Annotated in this window: 22 protein-coding genes and 1 pseudogene; 11 read left to right on the top strand and 12 right to left on the bottom strand. The window is 69.0% G+C overall.

From position 1 onward, the window contains the following. Positions 1–114: 114 nt before the first annotated feature. Together ASPU41_RS06510 and ASPU41_RS06505 are read right to left on the bottom strand one after the other, a co-directional pair. Entirely contained in the window at positions 115–399 is a 285-nt protein-coding gene (locus ASPU41_RS06510; RefSeq protein WP_069950232.1) for a DUF1540 domain-containing protein, read from the bottom strand. A 143-nt stretch (positions 400–542) separates the two neighbouring features. Further along, positions 543–983, bottom strand: coding sequence for a protein-tyrosine phosphatase family protein (locus ASPU41_RS06505; protein WP_069950231.1), 441 nt, complete (start codon positions 981–983; stop codon positions 543–545). Positions 984–1,115: 132 nt separating this feature from the next. On the opposite strand from ASPU41_RS06505, the gene ASPU41_RS22565 reads away from it, so the two are divergent. After that, positions 1,116–1,292 carry a hypothetical protein gene (locus ASPU41_RS22565; protein WP_157356950.1) on the top strand — a complete coding sequence of 59 codons (177 nt, stop codon included), beginning with the start codon at positions 1,116–1,118 and terminating at the stop codon, positions 1,290–1,292. A gap of 25 nt (positions 1,293–1,317) precedes the next feature. Here the strand turns inward: ASPU41_RS22565 and ASPU41_RS06500 are convergent, their stop codons facing one another. Beyond that, positions 1,318–2,934: a SulP family inorganic anion transporter gene (locus ASPU41_RS06500; RefSeq protein WP_197515779.1), complete on the bottom strand. Its 1,617-nt coding sequence runs from the start codon at positions 2,932–2,934 to the stop codon at positions 1,318–1,320. A gap of 253 nt (positions 2,935–3,187) precedes the next feature. Beyond that, a complete protein-coding gene (locus ASPU41_RS06495; protein WP_069950230.1) occupies positions 3,188–3,781 on the bottom strand; it encodes a LacI family DNA-binding transcriptional regulator in 594 nt (197 codons plus the stop codon). Positions 3,782–4,183: 402 nt separating this feature from the next. Between ASPU41_RS06495 and ASPU41_RS06490 the strand changes: the two genes are divergently transcribed. Together ASPU41_RS06490 and ASPU41_RS06485 are read left to right on the top strand one after the other, a co-directional pair. Next, positions 4,184–5,500, top strand: coding sequence for an MFS transporter (locus ASPU41_RS06490; RefSeq protein ID WP_083266392.1), 1,317 nt, complete (start codon positions 4,184–4,186; stop codon positions 5,498–5,500). After that, on the top strand, positions 5,497–6,042 hold the full coding sequence (locus tag ASPU41_RS06485; protein ID WP_069950229.1) for a hypothetical protein: 546 nt from the start codon (positions 5,497–5,499) through the stop codon (positions 6,040–6,042). The genes ASPU41_RS06490 and ASPU41_RS06485 overlap by 4 nt, the downstream gene beginning before the upstream one ends. Before the next feature lie 25 nt (positions 6,043–6,067). Here ASPU41_RS06485 and ASPU41_RS06480 read toward each other — a convergent pair whose 3' ends face one another. Further along, positions 6,068–6,493, bottom strand: coding sequence for a DsrE family protein (locus tag ASPU41_RS06480; RefSeq protein ID WP_231941188.1), 426 nt, complete (start codon positions 6,491–6,493; stop codon positions 6,068–6,070). A 252-nt stretch (positions 6,494–6,745) separates the two neighbouring features. Here ASPU41_RS06480 and ASPU41_RS06475 point away from each other — a divergent pair, with 252 nt between their 5' ends. The 3 genes from ASPU41_RS06475 to ASPU41_RS06465 are packed head-to-tail and all read left to right on the top strand — an operon-like array spanning position 6,746 to position 8,975. Continuing rightward, positions 6,746–7,501, top strand: a complete 756-nt coding sequence (locus ASPU41_RS06475; RefSeq protein WP_069950228.1) for a DsbA family protein — start codon at positions 6,746–6,748, stop codon at positions 7,499–7,501. After that, positions 7,501–8,430, top strand: coding sequence for a cytochrome c biogenesis CcdA family protein (locus tag ASPU41_RS06470; protein ID WP_197515778.1), 930 nt, complete (start codon positions 7,501–7,503; stop codon positions 8,428–8,430). The genes ASPU41_RS06475 and ASPU41_RS06470 overlap by 1 nt, the downstream gene beginning before the upstream one ends. Continuing rightward, entirely contained in the window at positions 8,427–8,975 is a 549-nt protein-coding gene (locus ASPU41_RS06465) for a hypothetical protein (RefSeq protein WP_069950227.1), read from the top strand. The genes ASPU41_RS06470 and ASPU41_RS06465 overlap by 4 nt, the downstream gene beginning before the upstream one ends. On the opposite strand, the gene ASPU41_RS06460 is transcribed toward ASPU41_RS06465, so the two are convergent. After that, entirely contained in the window at positions 8,972–9,751 is a 780-nt protein-coding gene (locus ASPU41_RS06460) for a GntR family transcriptional regulator (protein WP_069950226.1), read from the bottom strand. The genes ASPU41_RS06465 and ASPU41_RS06460 overlap by 4 nt on opposite strands. A 296-nt stretch (positions 9,752–10,047) precedes the next feature. On the opposite strand from ASPU41_RS06460, the gene ASPU41_RS06455 reads away from it, so the two are divergent. From ASPU41_RS06455 to ASPU41_RS06440, 4 genes are all read left to right on the top strand, one after another. Next, entirely contained in the window at positions 10,048–10,659 is a 612-nt protein-coding gene (locus tag ASPU41_RS06455) for a hypothetical protein (RefSeq protein ID WP_069950225.1), read from the top strand. 106 nt (positions 10,660–10,765) lie between these two features. Further along, entirely contained in the window at positions 10,766–11,323 is a 558-nt protein-coding gene (locus ASPU41_RS06450; RefSeq protein WP_069950224.1) for a copper resistance CopC family protein, read from the top strand. 53 nt (positions 11,324–11,376) lie between these two features. Beyond that, complete coding sequence (locus ASPU41_RS06445) at positions 11,377–11,985, top strand: copper chaperone PCu(A)C (RefSeq protein ID WP_069950223.1); 609 nt, start codon at positions 11,377–11,379, stop codon at positions 11,983–11,985. Then, on the top strand, positions 11,985–13,286 hold the full coding sequence (locus tag ASPU41_RS06440; protein WP_083266388.1) for a Dyp-type peroxidase: 1,302 nt from the start codon (positions 11,985–11,987) through the stop codon (positions 13,284–13,286). The genes ASPU41_RS06445 and ASPU41_RS06440 overlap by 1 nt, the downstream gene beginning before the upstream one ends. Before the next feature lie 79 nt (positions 13,287–13,365). Here ASPU41_RS06440 and ASPU41_RS06435 read toward each other — a convergent pair whose 3' ends face one another. From ASPU41_RS06435 to ASPU41_RS23985, 3 genes and pseudogenes are all read right to left on the bottom strand, one after another. Further along, positions 13,366–14,724, bottom strand: a complete 1,359-nt coding sequence (locus ASPU41_RS06435; RefSeq protein ID WP_069950222.1) for a sensor histidine kinase — start codon at positions 14,722–14,724, stop codon at positions 13,366–13,368. Continuing rightward, on the bottom strand, positions 14,721–14,981 hold the full coding sequence (locus tag ASPU41_RS23990) for a winged helix-turn-helix domain-containing protein (protein ID WP_442856236.1): 261 nt from the start codon (positions 14,979–14,981) through the stop codon (positions 14,721–14,723). Before ASPU41_RS23990 ends, ASPU41_RS06435 begins: the two co-directional genes overlap by 4 nt. Before the next feature lie 158 nt (positions 14,982–15,139). Continuing rightward, a pseudogene (locus ASPU41_RS23985) lies at positions 15,140–15,409 on the bottom strand (response regulator transcription factor); the annotation flags it as partial. A 149-nt stretch (positions 15,410–15,558) separates the two neighbouring features. Here ASPU41_RS23985 and ASPU41_RS06425 point away from each other — a divergent pair. Next, complete coding sequence (locus tag ASPU41_RS06425; protein WP_069950221.1) at positions 15,559–16,266, top strand: ferritin-like domain-containing protein; 708 nt, start codon at positions 15,559–15,561, stop codon at positions 16,264–16,266. Between the two features lie 124 nt (positions 16,267–16,390). Here ASPU41_RS06425 and ASPU41_RS06420 read toward each other — a convergent pair whose 3' ends face one another. From ASPU41_RS06420 to ASPU41_RS06410, 3 genes are all read right to left on the bottom strand, one after another. Further along, on the bottom strand, positions 16,391–16,699 hold the full coding sequence (locus tag ASPU41_RS06420) for an antibiotic biosynthesis monooxygenase family protein (RefSeq protein WP_069950220.1): 309 nt from the start codon (positions 16,697–16,699) through the stop codon (positions 16,391–16,393). Between the two features lie 178 nt (positions 16,700–16,877). After that, positions 16,878–18,398, bottom strand: a complete 1,521-nt coding sequence (locus ASPU41_RS06415; protein ID WP_069950219.1) for an aldehyde dehydrogenase family protein — start codon at positions 18,396–18,398, stop codon at positions 16,878–16,880. Then, the gene (locus ASPU41_RS06410; protein ID WP_069950218.1) at positions 18,395–19,159 is read right to left on the bottom strand and encodes an HD domain-containing protein; all 765 of its coding nucleotides are present in this window, start codon (positions 19,157–19,159) and stop codon (positions 18,395–18,397) included. The genes ASPU41_RS06415 and ASPU41_RS06410 overlap by 4 nt, the downstream gene beginning before the upstream one ends. Positions 19,160–19,186: the final 27 nt, after the last annotated feature.

Genomic DNA, 19,186 nt, shown 5'->3' with positions numbered 1-19,186 from the left:
TTAGACAGCATCGACTAAGCCAACCCTTACTTAGGCGAGCCTTAACGTCAAACTAGTGTGACTTAATTCCCGAGAAAGTCTTTGATCCTTTGCCTGAGGGAAGGTGCGTGCGGCTTATCGGTGTGCGTAGGTGAGGCAATCGGCGTTGTCGACGCCTGGTCCCACATGTACCTCGGGCGCCTTACACATCAGATGGTCGTTATGGGCGCATTCGGAACGCTGGCAGGCGCCGACGTCGGCCAGGACCTTGGGGAGCCCTCCATGCACTCCGATATCGATGAAGGTGGCGCAGGAGGCATGATCCTCAGCGCCACCGACGGTAATGGCTGCGGCGTTGCAGTTGGAATGGTCATTGAAGGAGCAGTTGCTCACCGTGCAGTCGGCCACGTGCGTCGTCATTGGAAATTCCTCCGTGGTTCGGCCACCCGGGCCGGGCGGCTCGGCAAGTCCACGGTAGGCCGCCCGGAAGCAAACAAAAAGACCCAATTATGTGACCTAATGTCAGGGCATCGAGTTGGGATGGCGCAACGAGGCACGGCGCGTCATGCCCCTGGGTTCTGAAACCGGGCGACGTACTTCCGCTGCCACGGTGTCTCAACGGCGCCCCGGCGGTAGCGGGCTCGCACGAACGCTACGGCCTCGGCAGGCGGGACACCGTCCAGGACCGCGATACAGGCCAGTGCGGTGCCAGTCCGGCCACGGCCGCCCCAGCAGGCCACCTCGACCCGCTCGTTTTCGGCACGTCGCCAGGCCTCGATGAGCGAGTCCAGGGTGTCGGCGTCGTCGGCTGGCACATGCAGGTCCCGCCAGCGGACCCAGCGGGAATCCCAGGCCACCGGGCCAGGGCGTCTTCCCAGCAAGTACAGGCCAAACTCGGGCCGCTGCCCGGCGGGCAGCGGCCTGAGCAGAGCGCGGCCGCGGATGAGCCGGCCGGACGGCAATTCCAGGATTCCGGGCCGGCCAGGATCCCAAGTCTGCGTCATATTCCCGAGCGTAGTCCTTCCCCCGGCAACACGCACCGGCTGCGTTCCTGCCCAGTTACTGCCCGGTCAAACCCCGGCCGCAGCCAAAAAACCCGGCGGATCCAAGGGACCCGCCGGGCTCATAAGTGTCCGGTGCGGAGCAACTGGGCAGGAACGCGCGCTCAACGCGCCGCCGCCCGGAACCCGGGGCTTGCTGCTAGCCCAGATGGACCACGGGGCGTCAACGGCTTCTCCCAGGCGTTCATCGTCTGCGCCATCGCCGCGGCCGCCGCAGCCCTGCCCACCCTCATCGGCCTGCACGGAGTCTAGGACACCCACACCTCCGCCGAAGCCTTCATCGACCCGCTGGTGGATCCTGCCGCGGCGGCAACACAGCGGTCCGGTTCAGCCGCCACCCCGGCCCCGCTGGCCTGACACCGCCTGCCGGGGCGGGGCCGGCGCCGAGCTTTCCGGCGAGGCGTTCGCGCATCAGCAGGCTGGCGTCGTTGAGGCCCACAATCTCCACGGTCTTGCCGTGGTGCCGGTACTTCTCGGTGATGGCATCCAGCGAAGCGATGGTGGACGCGTCCCAGAGGTGGCTGGCGTGCATGTCGATGACCACCCGCTCCGGGTCCAGGGCGTATTCGAACTGGGTGTAGAGGTCGTTCGATGAAGCGAAGAAGAGTTCGCCGTCGACCTTGTAGGTGGCGACCTGGCGGCCGTCGACCTCTGTCACGGTGCGGTCCACCGTAACGAAGTGCGCCACGCGGCGGGCGAACATGACCATCGCCACCAGGACGCCGACGCCAACACCGATGGCCAGGTTGTGCGTCGCCACAGTGACGATCACGGTGGCCACCATGACGAGCGTTTCACTCTTGGGCAGCGCCTTCAGCGCGGACGGCCGGATGCTGTGCCAGTCGAAGGTGGCCACGGCGACGAAGATCATCACGGCCACGAGGGCGCCCATCGGGATGAGGGACACGATGTCGCCCAGGGCCACCACCAGGATGAGCAGGAACACCCCGGCGAGGAAGGTCGAGATCCGGGTGCGTGCGCCGGACGCCTTGACGTTGATCATGGTCTGCCCGATCATCGCGCAGCCGCCCATGCCGCCGAAGAAGCCGGTGACAATATTCGCGACGCCCTGGCCCCAGGCCTCGCGGGTCTTGTGGGAGCGCGTGTCCGTGATGTCGTCGACGAGTTTCGCGGTCATGAGGGATTCGAGCAGCCCCACGAAGGCCATGGCCAGGGCGAACGGGAAGATCACCTGCAGCGTCTCAAGCGTCAGCGGCACGTTGGGAAGGAAGAAGGACGGCAACGAGTCGGGCAGCGCGCCCTTATCCCCCACCGTGGGGACGGCGACGGCGGCCAGCACCGTCACGAGTGTCAGCGCCACGATCGCAACGAGCGGTGCCGGCACGGCTTTGGTCAGCCCGGGCAGGCCGAAGACAATCAGCAGGCCCACCGCGGTGAGCGGATAGACCAGCCAGGTGACGCCGATCAGCTCGGGGACCTGGGACATGAAGATCAGAATGGCCAAGGCGTTGACGAACCCGACCATGACCGAGCGGGGAATGAACCGCATCAGCCTGGCCACCCCGGACAGGCCCAGGATGATCTGGAAGATGCCGGCGAGGATGACGGCGGCGATGAGGTAGTCCAGGCCGTGGGACTTCACCAGCGGGGCGATCACCAGGGCGACGGCGCCCGTGGCCGCCGAGATCATGGCCGGTCGTCCGCCGACGACGGCGATCGTGACCGCCATCGTGAACGAAGCGAAGAGACCGATCCGGGGATCGACACCGGCGATGATCGAAAAGGCAATGGCCTCCGGAATAAGTGCCAGCGCCACGACGAGCCCGCCGAGGACCTCGGTCTTCAGCCGGCGCGGTGACCGCAGGGTGCCGCGGACGGACTGGAGCTGTTCCGGGGTCAGGACCGGGACGGTTCCGGCGGTTTTGGTGGCCATTGCTGGCTCCGTTCAGTCTCGGGAAGACGCGCCGCGGCGGCTTTCGTATTCAGCAAAGCGTGGGCAACGCCGGCAAACAGGTGAAGGATGGGGCGCGACACCGCACCGAAAGGGAGGTAACGAGGCAAGGGCGTCGGCCGGAAGCGTCGCGGCCGGCCCTGCAGGTGCAACTTTACCGTGGGACCCTGTGGGGCCGCGGACCGTGAAGGCTCCGTCCCCGGGCCCTTCCCCGTCCCCGTGACGGGAAAGGCACTCAGCCGCGAAGCCGGGCGAGCAGCAGGGAGACGGCCTCTTCGAAGAGCGGGTTGCCGCCGGCCGGCGGGTTGCCCGTCCCGGCAGCCGCGTGGTGCCCCGGTGCCAGCACGCCGAAGCCGTCCGGCTGCAGGGTGTCCGAGAAAACCAGCAGGCTCACACCGCGGTCTGCGAGTTCCGTCATAGTCTCCAGGTCCTCGGAGGAACGGTCCGCCGGCTTGGAGCCGAGGACAACGCCGTCGGCTCCGCCGGTCAGCATAAACTGCCGCCAGCTTTCACCCATCAGGATGACCGGCTGGTAGCCGTGCCGGGGCAGGATCCTGGCGGTCGCTGCGGCCAGCGCGCGGTCCCAGGAGTCGTCGAGGTCGGTGATGGCCACGGCCACGACGTCGGTGCGTCCGCGCCGCATGCCGCGCGCGGCCCGGTTGGGGATATAGCCCAGCGCCTGGGCCGCGGCATGAACACGGTCCTGGGTGGGCTGGCTGATCCGGGTGTTTCCGCCGGGGCGGCCGGACAGCACGTAGGAGACCGTGGTCAGGGACACCCCTGCCGCCTCCGCGACGTCGCGGATGGTGGGCTTGGATCCGTGCCGCACTGATGACTCCCGGCTGCTTCCCCGCCGCGGATTCGTGGCGGTTGCTGAAAACTTCGTCCTGGGGTGTCCCCTAGGGTGAAACTCTAACCCCCACCACAACGCGGGGTCACACAGCGCCCATCCGAGGCTTCAGCATGGGCGCGAGGTGACCCCGCGTTGGTTTAGCCGTCGCAGGTGCAGCGCTGGTCCTGGGGCACATCGGCCATAACTGAGTCGACATGCTCGCCGCAGCCGGCCCAGGTGATTTTTCCGCAACGATTACAACGAACTGCAGCACACATAGGATCTCCAAACTCGGGGTGCTGCGGATGCAACACCTAATACAAACAATAATACCCCATGGGGTATATTGAGGGGAGCCCCGGCCGCAGGGGCCATGGCCGGGAGCACAGAAGGATCAGCATGAACACACAGGAACGTCCGGAAGGCCTGAAACCAGGCGAGGCCGCCAGACCGGGAACCATCACACCCCCGGCCCGGCCCGGAGCGGAAAATCACCGGCTGCAACGCCGAGTCGTCTCAGTCCTCGTCGGCGGCCAGATCCTCGGCGGCATCGGCATGGGAGCCACACTCTCCCTGGGCTCCCTGCTGGCAGCCCAGCTCTCCGGATCCAACGCGTGGTCCGGCATGGCCGCCACGATGAGCACCCTCGGCGCCGCCTTCGCCGCCGTCCCCCTGGCCCGGCTGGCCCAGGCCCGCGGCCGGCGGATCTCGCTGTCCACCGGCGCCCTGATTGCCGGGGCGGGCGCCGTCGTGGCAATCACCTCCGCCGCGCTGGGGGTCTTCCCGTTGCTGCTGCTGGGCCTGATGCTCCTCGGCGCGGGATCCGCGGTGAATCTGCAGGCACGTTTTGCCGCAACCGACCTATCCCGCCCGGGGTCCCGGGGCCGGGACCTCTCGATCGTGGTGTGGTCCACAACAATCGGCGCCGTCCTGGGCCCGAACCTGTTCGGTCCCGGCGAGATGGTCGGCGCCGCCCTTGGCCTCCCCCCGCTGACGGGCGCTTTCGCCTTTTCCGTGGCCGCCCAGCTTGCGGCCGCCGTCGTCTATGCGACGGGCCTGCGGCCGGACCCCCTCCTCACCGCAATGTCCTCGCGGGTGCCCGATCTCGAAGCACCCCAGCCCAAGAGCGGGCTGCGGATTCTGCGCAGCAACCCGAGGGCGCGGTATGCGGTGGCCGCCGTCGCCCTCAGCCACGCCACGATGGTGGGGCTTATGTCCATGACTCCCGTGCACCTGCGCGACCATGGGGCCAGCCTCACGGTGGTCGGCCTGACGATCAGCCTGCACATCGCCGGCATGTATGCGCTGTCTCCCGTTTTCGGCTGGATGGCGGACAAGGCAGGGCGGCTGCGCACCATCCTGCTGGGCCAGGCCATGCTGCTGATTTCGCTGGTGCTGGCCGGAGTCGCGCCGGACTCCGGCACCGCCGTGACCGCGAGCCTGATCCTGCTGGGGCTGGGCTGGTCCGCCTCCGTGGTCGCCGGGTCCGCGCTGGTGGCCGAGTCCGCCCATGTGCAGGACCGGCCGGCGATCCAGGGTGTCTCGGACCTGAGCATGAACGCAGCAGGGGCGACCGGCGGGGCACTGGCCGGACCGGTGCTGGCCGCCGTCGGGTATTCCGGGCTCGGCTTCCTCTCCATTGCCCTGGTGGTCGCCGTGATCGTCTGGACCACCCTGCAGCCACGGCATCCCAACCAGGAACAGGACCAGGCATGACAGCCAACAGCAGGCCCGAAGAAAACATCCGCCCGGACGCGGCCGAGACACCCGCAGGCCGGGGCCGCGTTCACCAGCTCGCCCAGGTGCTCCGCAGCTGGCCCCGGGCACGTGTGGCGACAACCATGGCCGCGGCCGGCCTCGCCGGCGTCTTCCTGATGGCCGCCAACGGCATGATCTCCGGCACCGGCACCGGCTGGACGGGCTACGCCCTGGTGGCTGCCGGATCGGTCCTGGCCGGCTTCCTGGCAGGCAGCTATGTGAACGCGCCGATCGGCGCGGCGGCCACGCTGTGCGATCTGCGCTGGCCCGTCCTGGGCCTCTTCGGCGTGGTCTGGGCGAGCTCGACGAGGGAGACTCTCCCGTCAGTCCAGGTCGCCGTCGGACTGCTGTCCGTGGCCGTCATGGCATGGGCCCTGCACGGCCGCCTGGAGCTGGAGCGCAGGGCCACACTGGGCCGCAGCGGATCGCCGGATTCCGACGTCGACGTCTGCACCGACTGCCGCCCGCTGTTCCCGGCCAGGCCGCGGCCGCAGGGCTGAGCCGACAGGGCAGGGCCGGCACCGGCTAGAGGCGGACGTAGGCCCAGCCGTCCCACTGCCGTCTGGCGAGGTGGGCGATGGCCGCCGGCACCATCCCGACGCCGGGCAGCAGGCGTTCGGCCGGCACTCCCGCCGAACGCAGGCTGTTCCCGCAGGCCAGCACCCGGACACCGCCGGCGACGGCGGTGGAAATGGCTTCACCGAACCCCGATCCCTCCGCCAGGAGGGCCACTCCGGGGCCCTGGATGACAGCCTCGACGGGAACCTCCGGTCCGAGCGCCGCAACAGCATTCTGGCTGCTCCGCAGCACCCCGGCAAGCGCCCCGTCCGGCAACGAACCGACGGCATGGGCCACGAGCCCGCGCCGCGCCTGCACCGTCCGCCCCTCCGGCCCGGGCCTGCCGTTCCCGGCGGTGTCCCCGTTATGGTTTTCGGCTCCAAATTCAGACACGCAGTCCCCCTCGGCACGGACAGGCCCGCCCGCAGTGCAGCCGGTTCAGGGAGTTTCCCTGCATGCTAGCGGCCGCCGCTCAAATGTACAAACATTCCTCCATAGTCACCCGGGGCAGACGGGCAAAGCCTGCCGGCAAAGTCCCGCAGCCGGCTTACCGGTGTTTTACAACGGCACGCATGTCACGTAGCCTCGCACCCTACTAAATGTCTAAACATTTCATTTCCCCTACGGCACGTTCGAGGAGCCAGGATGCCCACCCTGACCAAATCCAAGCCTGCAGCGGCCAAGCCGGGCCGCCGCACCGCATCGATAGTCCTGCCGGCACTGGGCATCGCCGTGCTGTTGCTGTTCGTGGGGCTGCTCTCCTACCAGGGCGCAGCGGCGCAAAAAGACGCCACCGAGCCACGGCAGCAGTCCCAGGACACCAAAGGCTCCGCCGACGAAAAACTGGACATGTCCCGCAGGGAAGCGGACGATCCGACCGCGATCGGCAGCCGGGATGCCCCGGTCGTCCTGGTGGAGTACGCGGACTACCGCTGCCCCTTCTGCGGGCTGTTTTCCCGGGACACCCTTCCCCCGCTGGTGGCGAAATACGTTGACCGCGGCGACCTGAGGGTCGAGTGGCGTGATCTGCCGGTCTTTGGGGCCGAGTCATCCGCCGCCGCCGTCGCCGGACGTGCGGCCGGCGAGCAGGGCAGGTTCTGGGAGTTCAACAAGGCCGTCTTCTCCATCGCGCCCGAACGCGGCCACGCCGAGCTGCCGCGGGAGCGCCTGGTCAAGCTTGCGGCCGATGCAGGAGTCCCCGACCTGAAGCAGTTCGAAGCGGACCTGGACTCCCCCGAGCTCAAAGCCGCGGTCTCGAAGGATGCCCAGGAGGCCGCGTCCCTTGGCGCAACCGGGACCCCCACCTTCCTGGTGAACGACACCCCGCTCGTTGGTGCACAGCCGCTGGCCGCCTTTGAGAAGGCCATCGATGCTGCACTGAAGTCTGCCAAGGGCAACTGATGGATATCGGCTACGCCGGCGCACTCCTGGGCGGCATTCTTACCCTGTTGAGCCCTTGTTCAGCCCTCTTGTTGCCGGCATTCTTTGCCTACGCCTTCTCCACCACGACCCGGCTGGTGGCACGGACGGGATTGTTCTATCTGGGCCTGCTGACCACCCTGGTGCCGCTGGGCGTATTTGCCGGGGTGCTCGGGTCCCTCGTCACGCAGCACCGGCCCGTCCTGGTCGCAGTTTCAGCGGGCCTGGTGATCCTCCTGGGCGCCGCCCAGATCGCCGCAATCCGGCTTCCCTCCGGGCTGACGCCGGCAGCGGGCACCGGGTCGTCCCGGCTGTCCGTCTTCGCCTTGGGAACCGTCTATGGCGTCGCCGGCGTCTGCACCGGTCCGATTCTGGGCTCCATCCTGACCGTGGCCGCAGTGGGCAGCAACGCCGTCTACGGCGGCGCGCTGCTGGCAGTTTACGCGCTTGGCATGGCCGTGCCGCTCTTTGTCCTGGCCCTCCTGTGGGACCGGCTGGGCATCTCCGGCCGCCGCTGGTTGCGGCCGCGGCCGCTCACCATCGGGACGTGGTCGAATTCCTGGCTGATGTTCATTTCCGGCCTCATTTCCGTCGGCATCGGCGTGCTCCTGCTGGTCAGCGACGGCACGGCGGGGCTGGGCGGCGTGCTGACGGTCCAGGACCAGTTCCGGGCGGAATCGGCTGCCACCGAGGCCGCCGCCGGCGTCCCCGACCTTGTTGTCGCCGGGGTCGCGACCGTCGTTCTCGCCATCGGCATGGCACTGTATTTCAAGAGCCGGCAAAACGAGCCGGCCGTGACCCACCGCGACCTCCCCGGAGCGGTCGACCAACAGAATGCGCCGGAGACCACCACGGCCACCGGGACAGCCACCGCTGGCCCTGGCCCGGTCGCAGACAGGGATGCCAGATGATGCGCAGCAAATACCAAACCTTGATCCCTGCCCTGGCGCAGTGGCCGGTGCGACGCTGGCTGGCCGCGGCGGTCGCCGCCGCCCTCACCTACCTCGTGGTGGCCGTGCCCACGGACCTGATCGACACGCCGCTTTTCAGCCGTGAGGTCCCGCCCACCTGGTGGTCCTTCCCGGTCCTCGGCGTCACAGCGGTCCTCACCGGGCTGCTGCTGGCCACCTATGTTTCCCGTGAACCCGCGGCCGACGCCGGGGCGGGCGGGGAAGAGTCCGACGGCAAAGGCCGCTTCGGGGCCGCCGGGGCCATCGTTTCGTTCTTTGCCGTGGGCTGCCCGGTCTGCAACAAGCTCGTCTTGTTGGCCCTCGGCACTTCCGGCGCCATGCAGTACTTCGAACCGATCCAGCCCGTGCTGGCGGCCCTCTCCATCGCCCTGCTGCTGTGGGCCTTCCTGAGGCGGGCAACCTCCGAGGATCGGTGCCCGGCGCCTCGCGTGCGGGCCGTCACGGCGGAATCGGCCGCCGGCGGCCGGGGGCAGGGGGCCCCTTAGCCTCGACGCGGCGGCGTGGCCTTGCAGCCGAAGGCGGTCGCGATCGCCACGCGGTCGCCCAGGACATAGCTGCGCCGGAATTCGAGGTCACGAGCCCGGTGGCAGCCGGTCCGCTCGATCAGCAGCAGCGGGGAGCCCTCCGGACACCCGAGCAGGACCGCCTGCCCGGGGGTGGCAAGCACTGCAGTGAGCTGCTCCGTGCCGCCGTCGAGCACGACGCCGCAGCGCCGGTCGAGCTCGCCGTATAGGGAGGCGTCACGGAAGTCAGCCTCCAGCAGCTTCCCGGCGGTCGCTCCGGGAAGCCAGACCTGGTCCAGCCCAATCGGCTCGCCGTCGGCGAAGCGGACCCGGGAGAGGTGAAAGAGCTCCGCGTCCGGATGCAGGGCAAGCTTTGCAGCCACCTCCGCGTTGACCACCAGGTGCTGCTCCAGGACCACACTGCTGTGTTTCATCCCGGACTCCCGGATGGACGCCAGGACGCTGTAGATCGGCCCGTACGCCGTACTTCTTCCGGCGACCACCGTGGGTTTCTTCCCGGGGTGCGCCGTGATGTGCCCGGCGTCGCGCAAGGGTTTCAGGGCCGCCCGGATCGTGCCGCGGCTGACTCCGTAGCGCCGGGCCAGTTCCAGCTCGCCCGGGAAGCCTGCCGCGAACTCTCCGGCGAGGACTTCCGCCAGAAGCTCGGCACTGACGGTTTTCCAGAGCGGGCCGCCCTTGGTCCGCTCAACAGCCCCCTTTGCTCCGGACGCGGACGGTGGCCCCTGGTGATCCTTCACATCGCTCCCGACCGATTTGCTCCACAAAGCTGCTGGCATTACGACGTTACTGCATAACCCACCCCTGGCATCCGAGCCGGACGCGGCCGTTCCGCGCTGTTTCCACGCCGGAACTTTCATACCCCTAGGGGTATGTGAGATACTGCGTCCAAGTTTTGGTTCGCCGACCGGCGCTGAGGGGACTATCCACAAACGAACCCGGGCTCCCCTGCGCGGGCCGTGATCGCCCTGAACGCGGCCAGGCGCCGGGAACGTCTTCGACAGCCTGTAGAATTACCCGTGAGCGAGGAGGAAAGATGACGGCACGCGGCCTGCGCCTTGTACGCGGCTGGATCGGCGCCGTCGTCGCGACCTCCATCGCCGCCGGTTCGCATTTCCTGGCCGGCGGCAACGCTCCGGAACTTCCGCTGCTCCTGCTCGCCCTGGCCCTGTCCGGGCTGGCCTGCACCGCCCTCACCGACCGAGGCCTGTCCCTGTGGCGGCTCTCCGTCGGCGTGGTCCTGAGCCAGGGGCTTTTCCACTGGCTGTTCAGCGGGGCGGCGGCTCCGCATGTGTCCCGCGCTCCGGCCGGCGGCCACCTGGCGCACTCATCCGTGCTGGACCCTGCTGCCGGAACGATCTTCTCCTCCGCGACGGACCACGCCTCGCCGCTGATGTGGCTGGGACACGCCGTTGCCGCCATCCTGACCGTGGCCGTCCTGCGCCACGGCGAGGTCGCCGTCGTCCGGTTGCTGCAGGCCATGCGCCTGCGCGTGACGGCCTTTTTCCCGCTTTTCCAGCCTCTTCCGGTGCGCCCGGCCGCCGCAGCCCTGCCCGCCAACCGGCCGGTCCGGCCGGTGCGCAACCTCGGCGCGCCCTTGCTGGTGATGCGCCACCGCGGGCCACCCCTGCTTCCGCTCGTGTCCTAGGCGCCCGCGCCTTTCACCCGATAAGCCCCGCAGCGCTGCCGAACAGCGCCGGGGCGGGAAAGCAGCCATGACAAGAAAACCCTTGAAAACATGGCGGAATCCTGGCTTGGGAGCATCACTGCTCGCCGCCCCCTTGCTCTGCGTAGGCATCAGCCTCCCGGCAGCACCTGCGGCGTTCGCCCATGACCAGCTGATTTCGTCCAGCCCGGCGCCCGATGAGCGCCTGGACAAAACGCCAGCCAGCATCACCCTGAATTTCGGTTCGCCCCTGCTGACGCTGGGCCACGAGGTCCGCGTCGTCGATGACAACGCAAAGAACTGGGTAGCCGGCTCGCCGGTACTCAGCCGGGAAACACTGACCCAGCCGCTCCCGGAACTCCCCGACGGCGGCTACCAGGTCAGCTGGCGGGTTGTCTCCGCAGACGGCCATCCGATCAATGGCGGCTACCGGTTCCACGTCGGCAACCCGGCCGCCGCCGCAACGCCGGAGGCCCCCGCCAGCCCGGCTCCCGGCGCTGAATCAGGCGCGCCTGCCGCAACCGGCACCGGCGTACCCGGCTGGCTGCCTGCCGCCGGAATCGCTGCGGCCGCAGGCCTCGGCATTTACCTGGCCTTTGCAGGCCTCCGGCGCATCAAGCGCAACGTCCAATCCCCCAGCGAATAACACTTTCCGGGCCGGCCCGCTGCGGCCGCCTGCGACGATTCAGGAGTACCACCATGTCCAAAAAGCTCGTCTACCCCGCCCTTTCCGTTCTCGCCGCCGCGGCCCTGGCCCTCACCGGCTGCGCTCCCTCAGCCTCGACGCCGGCACCGTCCTCGGCCGCCGCCGTCACCACCCCGGCCGGTGCGGCCGCCGCGCCGGCGGTCAGCCAGCCCTGGGTCAAGGCCGCCGGATCCGGCATGACCGGCGGATTCGGCGTCATCAAGAACACCTCCGACGCCGGCATCACCGTCACCGGCGCCTCGACCCCGGCGGCCCGGATGGTGGAGCTGCATGAAACCGCCGCTGGAGCCAACGGCGCCATGCAGATGCAGGCCAAGCAGGGCGGCTTTGTGATCCCGGCCGGCGGCGAACTGAAACTGGAGCCGGGCGCCGACCACCTCATGCTGATGGGCCTTACCGCACCCATCACTGCCGGTGACGACGTCACCTTCACGCTGGAGCTGGCCGGCGGCGGCAGCTTCGAATTCACCGCCGTGGCGAAGGACTTCAGCGGCGCCAACGAGAACTACGTCGAAGACGAGGGCGCCGGCATGCAGCACGGCCAGCCGTCCGGAGCCGCCGGCAGCGCAACCCCTTCCGCGCCGTCGCCGACCTCGAAGTAATGGCCGGGAACCAGCAGCCCGCGGGCCTGTCCGCCGGCAGCGACGAGTCCGGCGCCCCGAGGAAACTGCCGCGGCGCGGACTCCTCTTCGGCGGCGCCGCGGCAGGCCTGGGGGCACTGGCAGCGGCCGGCGCCCACCTCGCCGGGGCGGGCAGCCAGCAGCCCGGGAGCCCTGCCCCGGCCGAAGCCGAAGCCGCAGCCGCAGCCGCAGCCGAGGAGAGCCTCCACGGCGGCGGCGTTGTTCCGTTTCACGGCGACCGGCAGGCGGGTATCACGACGGCGGCACAGGCCCACGGCGTCTTTGTCGCCCTGGACCTGCGGCCCGGGACGACGCGCGCCAAGGTCAAAGCGCTCCTGCGGCTGCTCAGCGACGATGCCGCGAACCTCTGCGCGGGAAAACCGGCACTGGCCGACACCGAGGCCGAACTCGCCCAGGTGCCGGCACGGCTGACGGTCACGTTCGGCTTCGGACCCGGGCTGGTTGCCGCAGTGGACCCCGCCCGGGCGCCCGGCTGGCTGAAACCCCTGCCGGCTTTCAGCATCGACAGGCTGCAGCCCGAGTTCTCCGACGGTGATCTGCTGCTGCAGATCTGCGCGGATGACCCGTTGACCGTGGCGCACGCCCAGCGGATGCTCCTGAAGGACAGCCGGAGCTTCGCGACCGTCCGCTGGGTGCAGACCGGCTTCCGCCGTTCGAACGGCAGCGAGAAGTCCGGGACCACCATGCGGAACCTCTTCGGCCAGGTGGACGGGACCTCGAACCCGGCGCCGGACAGCACAGACCACGAGCGCGTGGTCTGGGGCGGCGGGGACATTCCCGCGTGGACGGAGAACGGCACGTCGGTCGTCATCCGCCGGATCGCGATGAACCTGGACAAGTGGGACGAGGTGGACCGCGTCGGACGGGAGGAATCAGTGGGCCGCCGGCTGTCCAACGGGGCACCCCTGACCGGGACGCACGAGCACGACGAGCCGGACCTGGCCGCCGTGTCCAAGCTCGGGTTCCCGGTCATCTCGGACGTTTCGCACCTGCGCCGGGCCCGGCCCGAGGACAGTTCCCAGCGGATCTTCCGGCGGGCCTACAACTACGACGCCGCTCCCGGCGCCGGAGGGGTCTCGGACTCCGGGCTGATCTTCGTGTCCTACCAGGCCGACGTCGACAGGCAGTTCACGCCCATCCAGCGCCGGCTCGATGAAATGGACATGCTCAACCAGTGGACGACGCCGGTGGGCTCGGCCGTGTTTGCCATTCCGCCGGGCTGCCGGGAGGGCGGTTTCGTCGGCGACGGCCTGTTCGCCTGACCACAGCCCGGAGCCCGGAGCCCGGAGCCAATACTCCCGCAACGCCTCCAAGCAACGCGGGGTGCGGGCCCGGTTCAGCTCAACGGAGCCGGGGCAGCCGCAGGGAGATGGCCGTCCCCTCTCCCGGCGCGGACACAGCGTGAACGCGTCCGCCATGGCTGGTGATGATTTCGCGGACCAGGGCAAGCCCGATTCCGGAGCCGGCGATGTGTTCTGCGGACTTCCCCCGCCACAGCCGGTCAAAGATATGCGGCAGCTCCTCGGCGGGGATTCCCGGGCCGGTGTCGGCGACGGTGAGCACGGCATCGCCGCCCTCGCTTGATGCCCTGAGGGTGACCGTGTCGCCCTTTCGACAGTAGCGCGCGGCGTTGGCCATCAGGTTGCCCACTGCCTGGTGCAGTCGGTCGGCGTCGGCCCTGACCCACACGGGGCCGACGCTTTCCAGCTCCGTGGCCAGGCCGGCCGCCCTCAACTGCGGTTCAGAGCGGGACAGGGCATCGGCTGCGAGCGCGGCAAGGTCCACGGGTGCCAGGTCCAGGGACAGCGCCGCCGTTTCAACCGCGGAGAGCTCCGCGAGGTCTGCCACAACCCGGCCAAGCCTGAGCGACTGGTCGTGCAAACCGGCCAGACCGGCCGGCGTCGGTTCAACGAGTCCGTCGCGCAGTTCCTCGAGCCCGGCCTGCAGCGCCGCGAGCGGCGTGCGCAGTTCGTGGGCCACATCCGCGGTGAGGTTGCGCCTCTCCGTATCGGACCGGACAACCGCATCCGCCATGTCATTGAAGGCGTGGGCGAGGTCGCCGAGTTCTCCAGGCGCTTCCCCGGCGGTCCGGACGTTCCGGTCTCCGGCGCCGAATGAACGCGCCGCCTCCGTCATGCTGCGGATTGGCCGGACAAGCCTCCGTGTGACGAACCAGCTCGCGGCTAAGGCCATCGTCAGCGCCACCAGTGCGGCGACGGTAATCCACAGCCAGGCGACGTCGAGGATCCTCGTCCCGCTGTTCCCTGCGAGGTTCCCTCCGAGGTTGACCCGCACTGTCCCGACCCGGGCGCCATCAACGATGACATCGGCGCTCACCGTTCCCTGGCCGCCGGAATCTGCCTGGCCGGCGTTTCCTCGGGCCGGGTTGCCGGAGCCGGCCCGCACTGTACCGGCGGAGTCGACGATACTCAGGCGGGCCGATGCGGCGTCACCGATGGCCAGCGAACGACTCAGCTCGGCGCCCTCCCAGCCGCCAGCCTGCCGATAGGCGTCCGCGGCGGCAGCGGCAGCCGCGACGGCCAGCTGTTCGCGCTCCGCCAGCTGCGCGGCATGAACACCACGGTCCACCCCGATCAGGGCAGCCCCGACCAGCACAAGGACCGACGAAACAGCCACGAGCACAAACGCCAGCAAGAGCCGCTTCCCGAGTTGTCCCAGGCCCTCCCCGGTGCGCCTCATTTCCGTTCGTCCCGGTGCAGGCCCAGCCGGTAACCCACGCCGGTCACCGTTTCCACGACGTCCGAGCCTCCGGGGCCGAGCTTCCGGCGGAGGTTCTTGATGTGGGAGTCGATGGTGCGCTCATAACCGGCATATTCGTAACCCGGACGCGGTTCACCAGCTCGTACCGCGAGTAAACCCGTCCCGGCGATGCCGCCACGGCGTCGAGCAGGTCCCACTCTGTGGGGGTCAGATCCAGCAGGTTCCCGTCCAGCCATGCTTTGTGCAGGCCCGCGTCGATTCGCAGCCTGCCGTCCCCGTAGCTTGCCGCCGCGTCCGCAGCAGCAACACCGCCGAAGCGGTGCAGGACCGCCTGCACCCGCAGGACCAGTTCATGCGGGCTGAAGGGCTTGGTCACATAGTCGTCGGCTCCCAGTTCGAGACCGCGGATCCGGTCCTCGGTACTGCTGCGGGCCGTCAGGACGATCACCGGAAGGCTTCCGATCGCGTGGATCTCGCGGAGGATGTCGGTGCCGTCGACGTCGGGCAGACCGAGATCCAGCACCACAAGGTCAGCGGTTGGCAGGAACCGCATGGCCTCGGCGCCCGAGCCGGTAGTCAGAACCGAGAACCCCGCCCGCTCCAGGTACCGGCGCAGCACTTCACGGATGTCTTTTTCGTCCTCGACGACCAGCACGGTGGGCATAGGGCTAACACTAATGCCAGCTTTTGCGCCGCGAGGCAGGTGGAACGAATCTCCACACAATCTGCACACGGACGCCAGCGGCACTGCACACGCCGGCGGCATTCTGGATCTACAAGCTGATTTCCGGCACAACGAACAAGGAGCACACCATGCGAAAGAAGACCATGATTGCCACTGCCATCGCCGGCGGGGCCGTAATTACCGCTCTCGTTGCAGGGCCCAGCGTGGCCGCCGTCGTGCAGGGCGCCCAGAACGGCCAGCACCAGCAAAGCGGGCAGAAGCAGTCCCCGAACGGCCATGGCCGCGGCGCAGGCGATCAGGCCGGCAACCACACCGGCGGCAAGTCTTCGGGCCACGGCAAGGCCGGCGGGCAGGGGCCAGGAATGGGTTCAGGTGCGGGTCTCGACGCCGGGAGCAGCGCCACCGGCACCATGACGGACGAGCAGAAGGCAGAACTTGCGTTTATGGCCGAAGAGGAACTGGTGGCCCATGACCTGTACACCGCTTTTGCCGGCCTGTACGACACCCCGGTGTTCGGCCGGGTCGCCAACTCAGAGTCCAAGCACCTTGAGGCAGTCCGGAACCTGATGGAACGTTACGGCGTCACCGATCCCACCGTCGACCACGTCGCGGGCGTCTTCTCGGACGAGAGCCTGCAGAAGCTCTACGATGAGCTGCTCGTACAGGGCCAGGCCAGCCAGGAGGGCGCACTTGAGGCCGGGCGGACCGTCGAGAAGACCGATATAGAGGGCCTGACCGCCGCGGTTGAGGGCGCCACCACGGCACCCGACGCGAAGGCCGTCTTCACCCGCCTGCTGGAGGCATCAAAGCACCACCTCACCGCGTTCGGCGGTTAGGAAAGCTTTCAGAGGGGATGCCCGCCACGGCGGGCGTCCCCTCTTCGCGTCGTCAGCACCTCATTGCTGCTCGACTTGGCTGCCCGGCTTGCCTGCACGACGGCGGCCGACGGGAAACGGGCGCCTAGGGCGAATCCCCGCCGATGCTGGCAGCCTCGTCCAGGGTGCGCGACTCGAAATGCTCCAGCATCTCGCGCAGGCCCTCCATGGTCTGCTTGAACATCTCGGAGGCCCGCCACTGTTCGACCTGTTCCAGGGATTCCCACGGGCCGGTGCTGATGAACCGGTTCCGAACGTCACGGTCATGCATCAGCACGGCCTTCGCGTGCGGGAAGTCCTCCTGGGTCTTCCGGGCCAGATCCCGCCAGGCCTGCACGAAATCATTCTCGCGTCCCGGGTGTACCAGCCAGATTCCCAGCGTATAAACCGACACGTTGATCGCCTCCGTAGTCTGCAAGGGGTGGATACCTGATTATCGGCCAGGCTGTCGGCCTGCCGGTAGGGCCGATTTACCCGAGGGGTCAGCCGCTTTGCCGAAGAAGCAACGCGGGGTCACATCCCGCCGGTCCGAGGCCCCCGGACGGGCGCTGTGTGACCCCGCGTTGGAGTTTTCAGACCTTCCGATGGATCGACTTGTAGCTCAGGTACGCGTTGAGCCCCTCGACGCCGTACTCGGTGCCGAGGCCGGAGTCGTGCCGGCCGCCGAACGGCGCCGCGTGGTTGGAGGCGAAGAAGTTGATGCCCACCGAGCCGGTGTCCATCCGGTCCGCCACGGACAGCGCCGCTTCCGGATCGGTCCCGAACACCAGCCCGCCGAGGCCGAACTCGGTGTTGTTCGCCAGCTCAACCGCCTCATCGGCGCTGCCGCCGGCGTCGTTGTACTTCAGGATGCAGATGACCGGTCCGAAGATCTCCTCGCGGGAGATCCGCATGTCCGGGGTGACGTCGGCGAACACGGTGGGTTCCACGAAGTACCCGCCTTCGAGCCCGCCGCCCAGGGAGGCCGCGCGTCCGCCGGTGGTGGCGCGGGCGCCTTCGGCCAGGCCGGATTCCACGTACTCCAGCACGGTGCGGTACTGCGACTCGGTCGCGCAGGGCCCGAAGACCGTGTCCGGGTCCAGCGGGTCGCCCTGTTTGCCGGCGGCGATGGTCCTGGTGACCATGTCCACGACTTCCTCGTAGCGGCTGGCGGGGGCCAGGATGCGGGTGGAGATGTAGCAGGTCTGCCCGGTGTTGCGCATCGAGGAGCGGATCAGCACCTTCGACATCGCGTCCAGGTCCGCGTCCGGCAGCACGATCGCGCTGGACTTGCCGCCGAGTTCCAGTGTGACGGGGCGCAGCAGCTCGCCGCAGGCCGCGGCGATCTTCCGGCCCACCGGCGTGGAACCGGTGAATGCGACCTTGTCCACGCCCGGGTGCTTCACCAGCGCGTCTCCCAGCCGGCCGGAACCGGTCACCAGGTTGACGACGCCGGCCGGGACGCCGGCCGCGGCCACCGCATCGATGACCACCCGGAGCGAGAGCGGGGTGGGCGACGCCGGCTTGATCACCACGCTGCAGCCGGCCAGCAGGGCCGGGGCGAGCTTGATCACGACAAGGTTGATCGGGAAGTTCCAGGGCGCGATCAGCGCGCACACGCCGATCGGTTCGCGCCGGACCACGGATTCGCCGCCGCCCTTGGGGAAGGCCCGGACGTCCTCGCGTTCCAGGTAGCCGGCGAGGGTGGCGAAGTAGCGGAAGATGCCCGCGGCGTTGGCTGCGGCCCCGGCGGATTCGGAGACCGGCGAGCCGTTCTCGCGGGTGTTCGTCAGCGAGAGTTCCTCGGCCCGCTTCTCCACTTCCTCGGCAATCCGCAGCAGGTACGCGGCCCGTTCGGAGGGCGCCAGCCGCGGCCACTCGCCGTCGTCGAACGCCCGGCGGGCGGAGCCGACGGCGGCGTCCACGTCTTCGGGGGCGCCGTCCGGGACGGATCCCCAGACTTCGCCGGACGCGGGATCGGTGACCGGGTTGCGGCCTGTGCCCCGCGCCGGGGTCCAGGCGCCGTTGACGAAGACATCGTCCACATGCGTGTACGGCAGCTTGAGCGCGGCGCGGGCGGCCAGGGCCGGAGCGGCGTGCGTCGCGGCGGTCATCGGATGACCGCCGTCTTGAGCAGGGCGGTGGAGCGGTTCAGGTCGGCGGTCGCCATCTCGTGGGCGGCCTGGGTGATGAGTTCGGGCACGATTTCCGTGGCCAGCCGGTCCGTGTAGGTGGCAGGGTCCATTTTGAACCAGGACGAGGCCAGGGCAATCCCGGCCTGGTCGAAGCGCCACAGCCGGTCGGCGTCACGCATCAGCGCGTCTTCCAGCGACTGGGCCACCGGGCGGGTGTCGTGGCCGTCGATGATCGTGCAGACCCGCTCGACGAATTCCGGGGCGTAGCCCAGGCCCGGGAGCACCCGGCGGGCCACGTCGCAGCCCCGCTTCTCGTGTTCGTAGCGGATGGCGGCCTTGCGCCAGTCCCCCGCGAAGCCCTCGGAGATGATGCGGGATTCGTCCACGTGGGCCCAGCCGGTGTCGTGCAGCAGGGTGGCCACCCTGACCAGTTCGGCGTCTGCCTCGGGGTAGGCGCGGCAGAGCCGTTCGGCGAAGGCGAGCGAGATCGGCAGGTGGATGTCGTTGCCGCGGGTGCGAGTCTCGTGCACCACGGCGCGCCAGAGCCCGTCGAGTTCCTCGAGCGCCGCGGGGGTGGTGGCGATCGGGGCGGTGTCCACCGGTCCAGGCGACGGAACCGGCCGGACCGGGTACGCGGCCGCGAAGGCATCGGCCGCGGGATTGACGGCCGCCGGGTTTTCGGAAACCTGGTCCGCCGTGCCGGCGCCGGCTTCGGCGACCGGGGTCTTGGGGGTGGTCATAGTGCTCCTTCGGGTGGGGCCAGCCGG

Origin of the sequence: Arthrobacter sp. U41 (assembly GCF_001750145.1) — a bacterium.
Taxonomy (GTDB): domain Bacteria; phylum Actinomycetota; class Actinomycetes; order Actinomycetales; family Micrococcaceae; genus Arthrobacter.
Note: the sequence above shows the minus strand (reverse complement) of the source record. Positions and strands in the feature narration are given on the sequence as shown.